We start from the raw sequence: 14,433 nt of genomic DNA, 5'->3' as shown, positions 1-14,433 counted from the left end.
GTAGATGATCTTGATAGCAATGGGCGTGTCGGGCGCCGGCAAGTCGCGCATCGGCGAAATGCTGGCGGAGCGCCTTCACTGCAGCTTCACCGACGGCGACGCGTTCCACAGCGCGGCCAACAAGGAGAAGATGCACCACGGCATTCCCCTCACCGACGACGATCGCTGGCCGTGGCTGCGCACCATTCGCGCGGCGATCGAGGAAAAGCAGCGCGCGGGCGAGACGGCGGTGTTCACGTGTTCGTCGCTCAAGCGCGCGTACCGCGACATTCTGCGCAATGGCGACAGGGACGTGTGGTTCGTCTACCTGAAGGGTTCGATGGAGACGCTGCGCGAGCGCCTGAAGACGCGCACGGGCCACTTCTTCGACCCGTCGCTGCTGCAAAGCCAGCTGGACACGCTCGAAGAGCCGGGCGAGGACGAGGCCGTGGAGGTGAGCATCGACCTTGCGCCGGAGCAGATCGTCGAGAGCGTGCTTGCGCAGTTGAAGGCGCGCGGCGCGTCGTGATCGGCGGGCTGATCCGCCGCGTTTGCGTCGGGCAGGCGTAAAAAAGGCGTTCCTTCAAGGAACGCCTTTTTGCTTTTGAGCGGGCGCTCAGGCAGCCGTCGCTCTCAGGCAACTGCTCAGGCAACCGCTCAGGCAGCCGCTCACACCGCCGCTCACACGTTACGCAATCCGCTTCGCCAGTTCCTCGGCCTTGCCCGTGTACGAGCCCGGCGTCATGGCGAGCAGGCGCGCTTTCGCATCGGCCGGAATGTTCAGACCACCGATGAACGTCTGCAACGCCTCGCGCGTAATGCCCTTGCCGCGCGTGAGTTCCTTCAACTGCTCGTACGGGTTCTCGATGCCGTAGCGGCGCATCACCGTCTGCACCGGCTCGGCGAGTACTTCCCAGCAGTTGTCGAGGTCGTCGTTGAGGCGTTGCGGATTGACTTCGAGCTTGTCGAGACCGCGAATCAAGGCGTCGTAGGCGAGCAGCGAGTAGCCGAACGCTACGCCGATGTTGCGCAGCACGGTCGAGTCCGTGAGGTCGCGCTGCCAGCGCGAGACGGGCAGCTTGTCTGCGAGATGGCGCAGCGTGGCGTTCGCGAGGCCCAGGTTGCCTTCGGAGTTTTCGAAGTCGATCGGGTTGACCTTGTGCGGCATCGTGGACGAACCGATCTCGCCGGCCTTCGTCTTCTGCTTGAAGTAGCCGACGGAGATGTAGCCCCACACGTCGCGATCGAGGTCGAGGAGGATCGTGTTCGCGCGCGCGACCGCGTCGAACAGTTCGGCCATGTAGTCGTGCGGCTCGATCTGGATGGTGTACGGGTTGAACGTGAGCTTGAGCCGCTCTTCCACGACCTTGCGCGAGAACGACTCCCAGTCGAAGTCGGGGTACGCCGAGAGGTGCGCGTTGAAGTTGCCCACGGCGCCGTTCATCTTGCCGAGCAGCTCCACCTTCTCGATGCGTGCGATGGCGCGTGCGAGGCGCGCCGCGACGTTGGCGATTTCTTTGCCGAGCGTGGTGGGGCTGGCGGGCTGGCCGTGCGTGCGCGAGAGCATCGGCTGGGCGGCCTGCGCATGCGCGATCGCGACAAGGCGCTCATGCACCTTGCGTAGCGCCGGCACCATCACATGCTCGCGCGCGCCGGCCAGCATCATGCCGTGCGACGTGTTGTTGATGTCTTCCGAGGTGCAGGCGAAGTGGATGAACTCGCTTGCGCGCTCCAGTTCCGGCTGGCCCTTCACCGACTCCTTGAGCCAGTACTCGACCGCCTTCACGTCGTGATTCGTCACACGCTCGATGTCCTTGATGCGGGCAGCGTCGTGCGCGGTGAAGCGCTCGGCGAGCTGCAACAGGAACTGTTCCGACGCTTCCGAGAAACGCGGCACCTCGGCGAAGCCGGCGTGCGAGAGCGCGATGAGCCAATGGATCTCCACCGTCACGCGGTGGCGCATGAAGGCGGCTTCGGAGAGCCAGTCGCGCAGGGCTTCCGTTTTGGCGGCGTAGCGGCCGTCGAGCGGGGAGAGCGCGGTGAGCGCGTAGAGGGTGTCGGGGCGGGTGTCGGACATGATGGGACGAGCCGGAGGCGGGTGAGGTCGGAAACGGGGAGAACCGCGAATTTTACCACCGACGCGCGGCTGCCCCGACCGTGGGCGATCGGCCCGGAGAGCCGCCGACGAGCCGACGGAGACGCCCCGCCGGTGCGTTGCCGCAAAGTAAAGGTCCTGAGCCGGGGCCGGTGGCGGCGCGCCCGCTAGAATGCAGGCTTTCCCGCCGCGCCCCGTGCCGGTCCAGTCCTCCCACGCCGCCCGCCATGGAACTCAAGTGGCTCGAAGATTTCGTTTCGCTCGCCGAAACCCGTAGTTTCAGCCGGTCCGCGGAGTTGCGGCACGTCACCCAGCCCGCCTTCTCGCGGCGCATCCAGGCGCTGGAAGCGTGGCTCGGCACGGAACTGATCGACCGTTCGGTTTATCCGACGCGCCTGACGCCCGCCGGCCAGGTGTTCTATGAGCAGGCGCTCGCGATGCTTTCGCAGTTCCACGAGGCGCGCACGCTGCTGCGCGGCCACATGGCGACACCCGCGGCCACCATCGAATTCGCGGTGCCGCACACGCTGTCGCTCACGTACTTTCCGCGCTGGCTGCAACGCATCGAGGCGCAGCTGGGCCCCGTGCATGCGCGCCTGCGCGCGCTGAACGTGCACGACGCGCTGCTTTCGCTGGTGGAAGGCGGCTGCGATCTGGTGATGGGCTACCACCATCCGAGTCATCCTGTCGCACTCGACCCCGCGCGCTACGACATGCTCACGCTCGGCACCGAGCCGATCAGTCCGTTCTCGGCGCCAGGACGCGCCGGCCGCGCACGTCACACGCTGCCGGGCACGCCGGATGCGCCGGCACCTTACCTGTCGTACACACCGAACGCGTATCTCGGACGCATGACGGAAGTGATCATCGCCAACGCGCCCACCCGGCTCTATCTGGACCGCATCTACGAGACCGACATGGCCGAGGGCTTGAAGGCGATGGCGCTGGCGGGCCACGGCATCGCGTTCCTGCCGCACAGCGCCGTGGAGGAAGCGGTGGCCGAGGGCAAGCTGATACGCCTCGACCGCGCAACGCGCGGCGTGGCGCAGGACCGGTTCACGCTGACCATGGAGATCCGGCTCTATCGCGACAAGCTTGCCGCGCAGGGCGACGATCCGCGTCATGTGCTGATGAGGAAGCTGTGGGATGTCGTGTCGGCAGAACTGGCCCTGGCCCAGCAGGCGGGCGCACGCAACTGAGCGCCGCGTCCGCGGCAGGTTTTTTCGCTTTTGCCGACGTTATGCAAGAAAAACATAACGCAATGACCAAACGGCATTGGATTTCAGCAGATCGATTTTCGACAATGGCGACCATTCGTTGACCGCTGGAGCGTTCATGTCTTCCCAACCGCAGTCCGCAGCACCCGATCTTTCCATTCCCTCCTACCTCAACGCCGACAACCTCGGCCCCTGGGGCAACTATCTGCGCCAGGTGGACCGCGTCGCGCCCTACCTCGGCTCGCTCTCGCGCTGGCTCGAAACGCTGAAGCGTCCGAAGCGCATTCTGATCGTCGATGTGCCCATCGAGCTGGACAACGGCACGGTTGCGCACTTCGAGGGCTATCGCGTGCAGCACAACGTCTCGCGCGGTCCCGGTAAGGGCGGCGTGCGTTACCACCAGGACGTGACGCTCTCGGAAGTGATGGCGCTTTCCGCGTGGATGTCGGTGAAGAATGCGGCCGTGAACGTACCGTACGGCGGCGCGAAGGGCGGTATCCGCGTCGATCCGCGCAAGCTTTCACGCGGCGAACTGGAGCGCGTGACGCGCCGCTACACGAGTGAAATCGGCATCATCATCGGCCCGAACACCGACATTCCGGCGCCGGACGTCAACACCAACGAACAGGTGATGGCGTGGATGATGGACACGTACTCGATGAACCAGGGCCAGACGGCGACTGGCGTCGTGACCGGCAAGCCGATCGCGCTGGGCGGTTCGCTTGGCCGCCGTGAGGCAACGGGTCGCGGCGTGTTCGTGGTGGGCTGCGAAGCGGCGCGCCGCACGGGCCTCGCGATCGAAGGCGCTCGCGTGGCGGTGCAGGGCTTCGGGAATGTGGGCGGCATTGCAGCGCGCCTCTTCCAGGAAGCGGGTTCGAAGATCGTGGCCGTGCAGGACCACACCGGCTCGCTGTACAAATCGACCGGCATGGACGCTGCCGCGCTGCTGGAACACGTGGCGAAGACGGGCGGCGTGGCCGGCTTCACCGGCGCCGACCCGCTTTCCAACGACGAGTTCTGGACGGTGGAGACGGACATCCTGATCCCGGCGGCACTGGAAAACCAGATCACCGAGAAGAACGCCGGCAAGATCCGCACGAAGATCATTGTGGAAGGGGCGAACGGCCCGACCACGACCGCGGCCGACGACATCCTCCACGACAAGGGCGTGCTCGTGATTCCCGACGTGGTGGCCAACGCGGGCGGTGTGACCGTGTCGTACTTCGAGTGGGTGCAGGACTTCTCGAGCTTCTTCTGGACCGAAGAGGAAATCAACCAGCGTCTGGAGCGCGTGATGCGCGAGGCATTCGCGGCGGTCTGGCAGGTGGCGAGCGAGCACAACGTTTCGATGCGTACGGCCGCGTTCATCGTGGCGTGCAAGCGCATTCTGATGGCGCGCGAACTGCGCGGCCTGTACCCCTGATATAGCCTGCAGCAAGTCTTACCGGAAGCGGACGGCGTCGCGACGATGCCGTCCGCTTTTGTGCACCAGAAGACGCCTGTCTGACATGGTTTACAACAATAACTTTCAGTTAAATTACTTTGATAAACTGCGCCCGTTCTAGCCAAGGAGATCAGAATGAAGGTTAAAAAAGCTGCGCTGCTTCTCGCCACCCTCGGTTTCGTTGCCTGCGCCGCGAACGCGCAGGAAAGCGGTACGTTGAAGAAGATCAAGGACACGGGCGTGATCGCGCTGGGTCATCGCGAATCGTCCATTCCGTTCTCGTATTACGACGACAAGCAGAACGTCATCGGCTACTCGTACGAGTTCCAGATGAAGGTCGTGGACGCGGTCAAGCAGAAGCTGAACATGCCTAACCTGAAGGTCAAGTTCATCCCCGTCACCTCGCAGAACCGCATTCCGCTCGTGCAGAACGGCACGGTGGATATCGAGTGCGGCTCGACCACGAACAACCTGGAGCGCCAGCAGCAAGCTGCGTTCTCGGACACGATCTTCGTGATCGGTACGCGCCTCATGACGAAGAAGGACTCGGGCATCAAGGACTTCGCCGACCTGAAGGGCAAGACCGTCGTGACGACGGCGGGCACCACGTCGGAGCGCCTGCTGCGCAAGATGAACCAGGACAAGAACCTGGGCATGAACATCATCAGCGCGAAGGACCACGGCGAGTCGTTCCAGACGCTGGAAACCGGCCGTGCCGTCGCCTTCATGATGGACGACGCGCTGCTTGCGGGCGAACGCGCGAAGTCGAAGACGCCGGGCGACTACGTGATCGTGGGCGCACCGCAATCGCGCGAAGCGTACGGTTGCATGATGCGCAAGAACGACCCCGAGTTCAAAAAGGTGGTGGACGACGCGATCGCGAAGGTCGAGACGTCGGGCGAAGCGGACAAGATCTACAAGAAGTGGTTCGAATCGCCGATCCCGCCGAAGGGCCTCAACCTGAACTTCCCGGAGAGCGACGACATGAAGGCGCTCTTCAAGAGCCCGAACGACAAGGCAATCGACTAAGCAGTCTCGAACGCCTACGTTGAACAGAACGGAAGAAGCCTGTGCTTCTTCCGTTCTTTTTGTTGGAGAGTCTTCGCCATGTCTTATCACTGGAACTGGGGCATTCTGCTGAGTCCGGTTTCCACCGGCGAGCCCACGACCTATCTCGGCTGGCTGTTGTCCGGCATGCGCGTGACGGTCACCGTGGGGCTGGTCGCCTGGGTGATCGCGCTTGTCGTCGGGTCGTTGTTCGGCGTGCTGCGCACGGTGCCGAACAAGTGGCTTGCGGGCATCGGTACTGTCTACGTTGCGATTTTCCGCAACGTTCCGCTCATCGTGCAGTTTTTCGTCTGGTACTTCGTCATACCGGAACTCGTGCCCAAGGGGCTGGGCGACTGGTTCAAGCAGTTGCCGCCGGGTGCGCAATTCTTCTCGGCGTCGGTGATCTGTCTGGGCCTCTTTACCGCCGCACGTGTGTGCGAGCAGGTGCGCTCGGGCATCAACGCGCTGCCGCGCGGCCAGCGCGCCGCGGGTCTCGCCATGGGGTTCACGCAGTGGCAGACGTATCGCTACGTGTTGCTGCCCGTGGCGTATCGCGTGATCGTGCCGCCGCTCACATCCGAGTTCCTCAACATCTTCAAGAACTCGGCGGTGGCTTCCACCATCGGTCTGCTCGATCTTTCGGCGCAGGCCCGGCAACTCGTGGACTACACGGCGCAGACCTATGAGTCGTTCATCGCCGTCACGCTCGCGTACGTGGTGATCAATCTCGTGGTGATGACGCTGATGCGGTTCGTCGAGCAGAAAGCGCGGCTGCCAGGCTACATCGGAGGCAAGTGATGAGTCATCAATTCGACTGGAGCGGCATTCCCGGCGCAATGCCCACGCTCGCCACGGGCGCCGTAGTCACGCTCAAGATCACGATCATCGCGATCGTGATCGGCATTATCTGGGGCACGCTGCTCGCGCTCATGCGCCTGTCCGGCGCGAAGCCGCTCGAATGGTTTGCGAAGAGCTACGTCACGGTGTTCCGCTCGATACCGCTCGTGATGGTGCTGCTGTGGTTCTTCCTGATCGTGCCGCAGGTGCTGCAGAACCTGCTGGGGCTGTCGCCCGATATCGACATCCGCTTTGCGTCGGCGCTCGTCGCGTTTTCGCTCTTCGAAGCCGCGTATTACTCGGAGATCATTCGCGCCGGCATTCAGGCCGTGCCGCGCGGGCAGGTCAACGCATCGTTCGCGCTCGGCATGACCTATGGGCAGGCAATGCGCCTCGTGGTGCTGCCGCAGGCGTTTCGCGCGATGGTGCCGCTGCTGCTCACGCAGGCCATCGTGCTCTTCCAGGATACGTCGCTCGTCTACGTGATCAGCCTTGCCGATTTCTTTCGCACAGCGACGAATATTGGCGATCGTGACGGCACGATGGTCGAAATGGTACTGTTCGCCGGTGCTTGCTACTTCGTGGTTTGCGTGGTGGCGTCGGGCCTCGTCAAGAGTCTTCAGAGAAAGGTCGCAAGATGATTTCCATCAAGAATGTTTCCAAGTGGTACGGCCACTTTCAGGTACTCACCGACTGCACGACGGAAGTGAAGAAGGGCGAGGTTGTCGTGGTATGCGGCCCGTCGGGCTCGGGCAAATCGACACTCATCAAGACCGTGAACGGGTTGGAGCCGTTCCAGAAGGGCGAGATTCTCGTGAACGGTCAGTCGGTGGGTGACAAGAAGACCAATCTGTCGAAGCTGCGCTCGAAGGTGGGCATGGTGTTTCAGCACTTCGAACTGTTCCCGCATCTTTCGATTACCGAGAACCTCACGCTCGCGCAGGTGAAGGTGCTCGGACGTTCGAAGGACGAGGCGTCGGCCAAAGGCCTGAAGCTGCTCGACCGCGTGGGTCTCAAGGCGCATGCCGACAAATACCCGGGTCAGCTTTCGGGCGGTCAGCAGCAGCGTGTGGCGATTGCACGCGCGCTTTCGATGGACCCTATCGCGATGCTGTTCGACGAGCCGACCTCGGCGCTCGACCCCGAGATGATCAACGAAGTGCTCGACGTGATGGTGGAGCTCGCGCAGGAAGGCATGACGATGATGTGCGTGACCCACGAAATGGGTTTCGCGAAGAAGGTCGCGCACCGGGTGATCTTCATGGACAAGGGCATCATCGTGGAAGACGATCGCAAGGAAGACTTCTTCGCCAATCCGAAGTCGGACCGTGCGAAGGACTTCCTCGCGAAGATCCTGCACTGAGCGTTAGCGCAGCGCATGCGGCGCACGCGGCCGCGTGCGCCGTTTTCAGGACTCGACGGCCGCCCGGTCGTCGTCTGCTTCGAAATCCACAGCGGCAGTAGCTTCCAGCTTTGCCTGCACCTGCGCCGCCTGCGCGACCGTGCTGGCCGACGCGGACCTGTCGCATTCGGGATGGCGCAGCTTCTCCAGCACCGAAGCCGGCACCGGCACATTCTTGCGCGCAGTCACTTCCCCGTTCTGAAACATCAGCAGGTCGCCGGGCGCGAAGCGCGTCCAGACTTCGTTGTCCGTGAGCGGCTGCGTGGCGATCACGGCGACGCGGTCCTCCGGCGTGGTGTACTTGGCGAAGTCGATCGAAACGTCGGCGTCCACGAGGTGCGCCGTCGAGAACGGCCAGCTGCGTACCAGGTAGTGCAGGTGTGTCGAGCAGTGCGCAAAAAGCGCCTGGCCGTTCGACATCAGGAAATTGAACACGCCGTACTGGGTGATCTCGCGCGTGAGCGAGGCGACGGCCTCGAAGAGTTCATCGAGCGGCGGCTGGGCGCCGGGAAACGCCTTGCGCAGGCCTTCAAGAACGGCGCAGAACGCCAGTTCGCTGTCTGTCGTACCGACCGGCTGGTAGACGCCGGAAAGAGCAGGGCGGTAGTCCTGCAGATCGCCGTTGTGGGCGAAGATCCAGTGCCGGCCCCACAGTTCGCGCAGAAACGGATGGCAATTCTCGAGCAGGATGTGCCCCTGCGTCGCCTTGCGAATATGCGCAATGGTGTTTTTCGATTTGATCGGATAGCGCTTCACCATCTCGGCGAGCGGCGAAGTGGCGGAAGACTGGTGGTCGATGAAGAGCCGGCAGGCTTTGTCCTCGAAGAACGCGATGCCCCAGCCGTCGGCGTGGTGATCGGTGACGCCGCCGCGCGCCGCAAAACCGGTGAAGGAGAACGTGACGTCCGTCGGCGCGGCGCAGTTCATTCCAAGAAGTTGGCACATGGTGCGGAAGCGGGGCGCGGGCCTTCGGTGCGGCCCGGTACAATAACGATTTTCCAAGGATAGCACCGAGCTACGCGCGTCAAATTGGAAAATTGGCGCCCAAAGGCGTGCCAGTTTTCCGCTGTTGCGCGATGTCCACGGCGCGCCGTGGACGAGGTTCAAGGTTCATGCCGCGTGTGGCCTTGCATTTTGCCCGGCCGCTCTTCAGTCCTGTCCCCTGTGGTCCGTTTCCCTTCCCTGTTGCCATGAACGCTTCCGCTCCCGTCATCGACACCTTGACCCTTGCCCGCCCCGACGACTGGCACCTGCACGTGCGCGACGGCGCCATGCTGGCCGCGGTGCTGCCGCATACGGCGCGCCAGTTTGGTCGCGCGATCATCATGCCGAACCTCAAGCCGCCGGTGACCACCACGGTGCTGGCGCAGGCGTATCGCGAGCGGATCGTGGCAGCGATTCCGGCCGGCGTGCGCTTCGAGCCGCTGATGACGCTCTACCTCACTGACAACACGCCGCCCGACGAGATCCGCCGCGCCCGCGAAAGCGGCTTTGTGCACGGCGTGAAGCTCTATCCGGCAGGCGCAACGACAAACTCGGACGCGGGCGTGACCGACATCCGCAAATGCGCAAAGACGCTCGAAGCGATGCAGGAAACGGGCATGCCGCTGCTGGTTCACGGTGAAGTGACCCATGCCGAGATCGATCTGTTCGACCGCGAGAAGGTCTTCATCGACCGCGTGATGACGCCGCTGCGCCGCGATTTCCCGGCGCTCAAGGTCGTGTTCGAACACATCACGACGAAGGACGCCGTCGACTACATCCGCGCAGACAGCGCGAAGCCGGGGCTGCTCGGCGCGACCATCACGGCGCATCACCTGCTCTATAACCGCAACGCGATTTTCCAGGGCGGCATTCGCCCGCACTATTACTGCTTGCCCGTGCTCAAGCGTGAGACGCACCGCGTCGCGCTCGTGGAGGCCGCGACGTCGGGCGACCCGCGTTTTTTCCTCGGCACCGATAGCGCGCCGCACCCGAAGGGCCTCAAGGAACACGCGTGCGGGTGCGCCGGCTGCTACACGGCGCTGCACGCACTCGAACTCTACGCAGAAGCCTTCGATCAGGCGGGCGCCCTGGACAAGCTGGAAGGTTTCGCGAGCTTCTTCGGCGCGGACTTCTACGGTCTGCCGCGCAGCGCCGAGCGTGTGACCCTGCGGCGCGAGACGTGGACGCTGCCGGCCGAGGTAGTCGCGGGCGACACGCCTGTCGTGCCGCTGCGCGGGGGCGAAACGATCGGCTGGCGGCTGGTCTGACGGCAGCCGCGATGCCGCACAAGGCGGTGAGCGATGCGTGGGCGAAGGCGGAGGTGCCGGCCGGGGCGGTGGCGCCATGGGATGCCGCGGGCGTTGCGGCATCGCAAGCTCCGCGTACGTCCGCGGATCGGGTCGAACCGCAAAAACCGGCCTTGGCGGATGCGGACTGCGCTGTCCGAAGCGATCCGGCCGGCTTTGGCCGGATCGATTGGTCGCAACCGTGGTTCCAGCAGTTCGCTGCGCGCGGTGTGCGCTGGCAGCAGGCGGCGCTTCACGGCTACCCCCCGTTTCTCTCCGAGCTCAATGCGGATGCGCAGGCGTCCGGGCAGACGACTGGCCGAGGCCGGCCGCTCGCGTTCATCGCCCAGGACGACCTGCCGCCCGGCTCCGCCTACGAGGCGCATATCGCGGCCACCGGCTGCGTGCCGACGCGGCACAACCTCCATGATTTCTTCAACGCGCTGGTGTGGTTCTCGTTTCCGCGCGTCAAGGCGGCCCTGAACGCCCGGCAGGCCGAGCAGATCGACTTGCTCGGCGTAGGCCCAACGCGCGGCGGCGTGCGTGACGCGCTCACCTTGTTCGACGAGAACGCCGTGATCTTCGCCAGCGCGAACCCCGAACAAACCGCGGCGTTGCGTGCCTTCGACTGGCACACGCTCTTCGTTGCGCATCGTGCGGGTTGGGGAGGGGACCGCGAGGTCCGATGCTTCGGGCACGCGCTGCTCGAAAAGCTCATGGCGCCGTTCAAGGCCTGCACGGCGCACGCGTGGATCGTCGAGGTGCCCATGGCCTATTTTTCGTGGGACAGGGCGCAGCGCGACGCGTGGCTCGATGCGGCGGTGAGCGAAGCGCTCGCGCGTAACACCGAACTCAGCGGCCAGCGCTTTGCGCCGCTGCCCGTACTGGGTATTCCCGGCTGGTGGAGTGCAAACGAAGCCGCGGGGTTCTATGACGACCCGTCGGTATTTCGCAAGGGACGGCGGCAACGGTAGGCAACGGCTCTGCGCTCCGCCGTTGCAAATAGCCGGGCGCCCCACATGTTAAGATCGCGCTTCGCAAAGCAGGCCGGGCAGTCGCGGCCTCGCGGGCTTCGGTCCGCGGGGGCGAGGAAAGTCCGGACTCCATAGGGCAGGGTGATGGCTAACGGCCATCCGTGGCGACACGCGGAACAGGGCAACAGAGAACAGACCGCCGATGGCCCGGCTCAGCCGGGATCAGGTAAGGGTGAAACGGTGCGGTAAGAGCGCACCGCGGCTGCGGCGACGCAGACGGCACGGCAACCTCCACCCGGAGCAATTCCAAGTAGGCAGGCGTGTATCTTCGCGATACAGGACGGGGCCCCCGTTTCGTCTGCGGGTAGGAAGCTTGAGCGCGCCAGCAATGACGCGCCTAGAGGAATGGCTGCCACGCGCGCAGCGCCGCAAGGCGCCGCGTGTGCACAGAATCCGGCTTACAGGCCTGCTTTGCCGCTTCATTCAGGAGAAAAGCCGGCGTCGATAACCGACGCCGGCTTTTTTTCGGCTCATCGATGAGCCGGCGCGTGCCGATGCGCACGCGGGCGCGTCAGATCGCGACGATATCGAACGAATGCGTGAGTTCGGCTGTTTTGGCGAGCATGATCGACGCCGAGCAGTACTTGTCGTGCGAAAGATTGATGGCCCGCTCGACGGTGGCCGGATTGAGATTCTTGCCCGTCACCGTGAAGTGGAAATGAATCTTCGTGAAGACCTTCGGGTCCTCGCTCGCGCGGTCGGCTTTCAGCGTCACGGAGCAGTCACTCACTTCCTGACGGCTCTTCTTCAGGATCATCACGACGTCATAGGCCGTGCAGCCGCCGGTGCCGAGCAGAACCATTTCCATAGGGCGTGGCGCGAGGTTGCGGCCGCCGCCTTCCGGGGCGCCGTCCATGGCCACAAGGTGGCCGCTGCCGGTTTCGGCGGCAAACGCCATTCCTTCGCCCATCCAGCTTACTTTGCATTCCATGCGTGTACTCCAGCCGTCTGGCTCAAACGTCAAGGCGGCAATTGTAGCCCGGTGTCTTCCGCGACGTTTCCCGGTATTGCCCGGCGTAATCCCATGGCGTGATGGTGTTTGCCCATCGGACTGCCGCCTTGCCTTTCGCGGAAACGTGTGACCGAAGAATGGCGCGCGGTCGCAATTCTTTAGGGGTTTTACTCTAAAACGCGCGCGCTACGCGGGGCGCCACTGCCGCTAACGGGCTGATTTCCTTGAAGGTAGGACTTCTCGCTGTGCGAAGCGCATCGTTTCACATAGTGGTTTATGATTTCGCAATGCAAATATTCTTGCGTCGCACAAGCGCTGTCCGTATAATTGCGTTCATTGGTGATCGAGTTGTTCATCACCTCAGCATGTCTCCTCCACCCTCCTCCTTTGGTGGATTAAGCCCGAACCAAAAGCGTTCGGGCTTTTTTTCGTCCGTTGCAGGCATGATTGCGACGCGTTTGCCCGGCGGTAAGTGTTCACTCCGGCATAGACGAGGGACCGACGGCGCTCGCGCGACGCCTCCTTGCCGCCACGTCAGGCCGGCTTTGACGTAGCCCGCCAATTTCCTTTATAATTCAGGGCTTTTCCGTATCATGCCCACGGAAGAAGAACAGGGAGAGCCTGCGCCAGCGCCTCGAGCGCTTTTCAACAAGCAGGAAAGAACACAGGGCACTGCATTTTTATTGGATCGATCATGAAGACGTTTTCCGCAAAAGCCCATGAGGTGACGCGTGAATGGTACGTGATTGACGCGACGGATAAGGTTCTCGGCCGTGTCGCCAGCGAAGTGGCACGCCGTCTGCGCGGCAAGCACAAGCCTGAGTTCACCCCGCACGTCGATACCGGCGATTTCATCATCGTCGTCAACGCGAGCAAGCTCAAGGTCACGGGCAACAAGACCACCGACAAGAAGTACTACCGTCACTCGGGCTACCCGGGCGGTATCTATGAAACGACGTTCGGCAAGATGCAGGAACGCTTCCCGGGCCGCGCGCTCGAGAAGGCAGTGAAGGGCATGCTGCCGAAGGGCCCGCTCGGCTACGCGATGATCAAGAAGCTGAAGGTCTACGCCGAAGCAACGCATCCGCACTCGGCTCAGCAGCCGAAGGCGCTCGAGATCTAAGGGGAGCCCACATGATCGGTAACTGGAATTACGGTACGGGCCGCCGCAAGAGCGCAGTCGCTCGTGTCTTCATCAAGTCGGGCAAGGGCGAGATCGTCGTCAACGGCAAGCCTATAGCCGACTACTTCTCGCGTGAAACCTCGCTGATGATCGTGCGCCAGCCGCTCGAGCTCACGAACCACGGCGCCACGTTCGACATCAAGGTGAACGTGACCGGTGGCGGCGAAACGGGTCAGGCAGGCGCTGTGCGCCACGGCATCACCCGCGCGCTGATCGACTACGACGCGACGCTGAAGCCGGCACTGTCGAGCGCCGGGTTCGTCACCCGCGACGCACGTGAAGTGGAACGTAAGAAGGTCGGTTTCCACAAGGCACGCCGCCGCAAGCAGTTCTCGAAGCGTTAAGCGCTTCACTGGCTGTCCCGCGCACATTGGGTGCGGGGCGCCGGGACTGCAAAAAGCCGCCCGCGCAGATGCGCCGGCGGCTTTTTCGTCTGTATAGCCGGCCGCGTGGAGAACCCCTTGATTTTGTGGGCTTAAAGCACGACTTTGGGATCAGTCCTACAATACCGGCTAAAGGCTTTTTTGGAGAGTTCGAATGAACGCTGTGACCGACACCCCCGTGACCGACATGCCGGGTCCCTTCGTCTTCACGGACGCAGCGGCTGACAAGGTCAAACAACTGATTGACGAAGAAGGTAACCCCGAGCTGAAGCTGCGCGTGTTCGTGCAAGGCGGCGGCTGCTCCGGCTTTCAATACGGCTTCACGTTCGACGAGACGACCAACGAGGACGACACCGTGATGGTGAAGAACGGCGTCCAGTTGCTGATCGACGCCATGAGCTACCAGTACCTGGTGGGCGCTGAGATCGACTACAAGGACGACCTCAACGGCGCACAGTTCGTCATCAAGAACCCGAACGCCTCGACCACCTGCGGTTGCGGCTCGTCGTTCTCCGTCTGATCGACCTGAGGTTGTACGGCGGGTGGTATCAAAAAAACGGGGCGCGAAGCCCCGTTTTCTATTGGTG

At 63.3% G+C, this 14,433-nt stretch carries 15 protein-coding genes and 1 other RNA gene; 13 read left to right on the top strand and 3 right to left on the bottom strand.

The window, feature by feature from the left end; genetic code table 11:
- Window positions 1–4: 4 nt before the first annotated feature.
- Complete coding sequence (locus PXJ20_RS09490) at window positions 5–508, top strand: gluconokinase (protein WP_199543856.1); 504 nt, start codon at window positions 5–7, stop codon at window positions 506–508.
- A 159-nt stretch (window positions 509–667) separates the two neighbouring features.
- Here PXJ20_RS09490 and purB read toward each other — a convergent pair whose 3' ends face one another.
- Window positions 668–2,056 carry an adenylosuccinate lyase gene (gene purB / locus PXJ20_RS09485; RefSeq protein WP_421029849.1) on the bottom strand — a complete coding sequence of 463 codons (1,389 nt, stop codon included), beginning with the start codon at window positions 2,054–2,056 and terminating at the stop codon, window positions 668–670.
- A 245-nt stretch (window positions 2,057–2,301) separates the two neighbouring features.
- Here purB and PXJ20_RS09480 point away from each other — a divergent pair, with 245 nt between their 5' ends.
- The 6 genes from PXJ20_RS09480 to PXJ20_RS09455 all read left to right on the top strand — a co-directional run bounded on the left by PXJ20_RS09480 (window position 2,302) and on the right by PXJ20_RS09455 (window position 7,985).
- The gene (locus PXJ20_RS09480) at window positions 2,302–3,273 is read left to right on the top strand and encodes a LysR family transcriptional regulator (RefSeq protein ID WP_277596852.1); all 972 of its coding nucleotides are present in this window, start codon (window positions 2,302–2,304) and stop codon (window positions 3,271–3,273) included.
- A gap of 136 nt (window positions 3,274–3,409) precedes the next feature.
- The gene (locus PXJ20_RS09475) at window positions 3,410–4,714 is read left to right on the top strand and encodes a Glu/Leu/Phe/Val family dehydrogenase (RefSeq protein WP_026121897.1); all 1,305 of its coding nucleotides are present in this window, start codon (window positions 3,410–3,412) and stop codon (window positions 4,712–4,714) included.
- A gap of 156 nt (window positions 4,715–4,870) precedes the next feature.
- The gene (locus tag PXJ20_RS09470) at window positions 4,871–5,764 is read left to right on the top strand and encodes a glutamate/aspartate ABC transporter substrate-binding protein (RefSeq protein WP_017777029.1); all 894 of its coding nucleotides are present in this window, start codon (window positions 4,871–4,873) and stop codon (window positions 5,762–5,764) included.
- Window positions 5,765–5,842: 78 nt separating this feature from the next.
- On the top strand, window positions 5,843–6,583 hold the full coding sequence (locus PXJ20_RS09465; RefSeq protein WP_017777028.1) for an amino acid ABC transporter permease: 741 nt from the start codon (window positions 5,843–5,845) through the stop codon (window positions 6,581–6,583).
- Entirely contained in the window at window positions 6,583–7,263 is a 681-nt protein-coding gene (gene gltK, locus PXJ20_RS09460) for a glutamate/aspartate ABC transporter permease GltK (protein WP_017777027.1), read from the top strand. Before PXJ20_RS09465 ends, gltK begins: the two co-directional genes overlap by 1 nt.
- The gene (locus PXJ20_RS09455; protein WP_017777026.1) at window positions 7,260–7,985 is read left to right on the top strand and encodes an amino acid ABC transporter ATP-binding protein; all 726 of its coding nucleotides are present in this window, start codon (window positions 7,260–7,262) and stop codon (window positions 7,983–7,985) included. The genes gltK and PXJ20_RS09455 overlap by 4 nt, the downstream gene beginning before the upstream one ends.
- 45 nt (window positions 7,986–8,030) lie before the next feature.
- Here the strand turns inward: PXJ20_RS09455 and PXJ20_RS09450 are convergent, their stop codons facing one another.
- Window positions 8,031–8,969, bottom strand: a complete 939-nt coding sequence (locus PXJ20_RS09450) for a class II glutamine amidotransferase (RefSeq protein ID WP_081601905.1) — start codon at window positions 8,967–8,969, stop codon at window positions 8,031–8,033.
- Window positions 8,970–9,214: 245 nt separating this feature from the next.
- Here PXJ20_RS09450 and pyrC point away from each other — a divergent pair, with 245 nt between their 5' ends.
- The 3 genes from pyrC (at window position 9,215) to rnpB (ending at window position 11,745) form a co-directional block, all read left to right on the top strand.
- A complete protein-coding gene (pyrC, locus tag PXJ20_RS09445; protein ID WP_126878062.1) occupies window positions 9,215–10,276 on the top strand; it encodes a dihydroorotase in 1,062 nt (353 codons plus the stop codon).
- Window positions 10,277–10,287: 11 nt separating this feature from the next.
- Window positions 10,288–11,268 carry a DUF3025 domain-containing protein gene (locus PXJ20_RS09440; RefSeq protein ID WP_421029848.1) on the top strand — a complete coding sequence of 327 codons (981 nt, stop codon included), beginning with the start codon at window positions 10,288–10,290 and terminating at the stop codon, window positions 11,266–11,268.
- 65 nt (window positions 11,269–11,333) lie between these two features.
- Window positions 11,334–11,745, top strand: an RNA gene (gene rnpB / locus PXJ20_RS09435) — RNase P RNA component class A.
- A gap of 94 nt (window positions 11,746–11,839) precedes the next feature.
- Here rnpB and PXJ20_RS09430 read toward each other — a convergent pair.
- Window positions 11,840–12,259: an OsmC family protein gene (locus tag PXJ20_RS09430; RefSeq protein WP_026121894.1), complete on the bottom strand. Its 420-nt coding sequence runs from the start codon at window positions 12,257–12,259 to the stop codon at window positions 11,840–11,842.
- 715 nt (window positions 12,260–12,974) lie between these two features.
- On the opposite strand from PXJ20_RS09430, the gene rplM reads away from it, so the two are divergent.
- The 3 genes from rplM (at window position 12,975) to erpA (ending at window position 14,366) form a co-directional block, all read left to right on the top strand.
- Complete coding sequence (rplM, locus tag PXJ20_RS09425) at window positions 12,975–13,403, top strand: 50S ribosomal protein L13 (protein ID WP_017777021.1); 429 nt, start codon at window positions 12,975–12,977, stop codon at window positions 13,401–13,403.
- Window positions 13,404–13,414: 11 nt separating this feature from the next.
- Window positions 13,415–13,807: a 30S ribosomal protein S9 gene (gene rpsI / locus PXJ20_RS09420; RefSeq protein ID WP_017777020.1), complete on the top strand. Its 393-nt coding sequence runs from the start codon at window positions 13,415–13,417 to the stop codon at window positions 13,805–13,807.
- A gap of 193 nt (window positions 13,808–14,000) precedes the next feature.
- Entirely contained in the window at window positions 14,001–14,366 is a 366-nt protein-coding gene (gene erpA / locus PXJ20_RS09415) for an iron-sulfur cluster insertion protein ErpA (protein WP_017777019.1), read from the top strand.
- Window positions 14,367–14,433 lie beyond the last annotated feature (67 nt).

Origin of the sequence: Paraburkholderia sp. A1RI_3L (genome assembly GCF_048957895.1) — a bacterium.
GTDB classification, from domain to species: Bacteria; Pseudomonadota; Gammaproteobacteria; order Burkholderiales; family Burkholderiaceae; genus Paraburkholderia; species Paraburkholderia kururiensis.
The sequence above is the reverse complement of the archived record's forward strand: the minus strand, read 5'-3'. Positions and strand labels throughout refer to the sequence as shown.

Coding starts and splice junctions, on each gene's coding strand:
- rplM (WP_017777021.1), top strand. CDS start 12,975: ATGAAGACGTTTTCCGCAAAAGCCCATGAGGTGACGCGTGAATGGTAC.
- PXJ20_RS09465 (WP_017777028.1), top strand. CDS start 5,843: ATGTCTTATCACTGGAACTGGGGCATTCTGCTGAGTCCGGTTTCCACC.
- PXJ20_RS09480 (WP_277596852.1), top strand. CDS start 2,302: ATGGAACTCAAGTGGCTCGAAGATTTCGTTTCGCTCGCCGAAACCCGT.
- rpsI (WP_017777020.1), top strand. CDS start 13,415: ATGATCGGTAACTGGAATTACGGTACGGGCCGCCGCAAGAGCGCAGTC.
- PXJ20_RS09430 (WP_026121894.1), bottom strand. CDS start 12,259: ATGGAATGCAAAGTAAGCTGGATGGGCGAAGGAATGGCGTTTGCCGCC.
- purB (WP_421029849.1), bottom strand. CDS start 2,056: ATGTCCGACACCCGCCCCGACACCCTCTACGCGCTCACCGCGCTCTCC.
- erpA (WP_017777019.1), top strand. CDS start 14,001: ATGAACGCTGTGACCGACACCCCCGTGACCGACATGCCGGGTCCCTTC.
- PXJ20_RS09475 (WP_026121897.1), top strand. CDS start 3,410: ATGTCTTCCCAACCGCAGTCCGCAGCACCCGATCTTTCCATTCCCTCC.
- PXJ20_RS09450 (WP_081601905.1), bottom strand. CDS start 8,969: ATGTGCCAACTTCTTGGAATGAACTGCGCCGCGCCGACGGACGTCACG.
- gltK (WP_017777027.1), top strand. CDS start 6,583: ATGAGTCATCAATTCGACTGGAGCGGCATTCCCGGCGCAATGCCCACG.
- PXJ20_RS09490 (WP_199543856.1), top strand. CDS start 5: ATGATCTTGATAGCAATGGGCGTGTCGGGCGCCGGCAAGTCGCGCATC.
- PXJ20_RS09440 (WP_421029848.1), top strand. CDS start 10,288: ATGCCGCACAAGGCGGTGAGCGATGCGTGGGCGAAGGCGGAGGTGCCG.
- pyrC (WP_126878062.1), top strand. CDS start 9,215: ATGAACGCTTCCGCTCCCGTCATCGACACCTTGACCCTTGCCCGCCCC.
- PXJ20_RS09455 (WP_017777026.1), top strand. CDS start 7,260: ATGATTTCCATCAAGAATGTTTCCAAGTGGTACGGCCACTTTCAGGTA.
- PXJ20_RS09470 (WP_017777029.1), top strand. CDS start 4,871: ATGAAGGTTAAAAAAGCTGCGCTGCTTCTCGCCACCCTCGGTTTCGTT.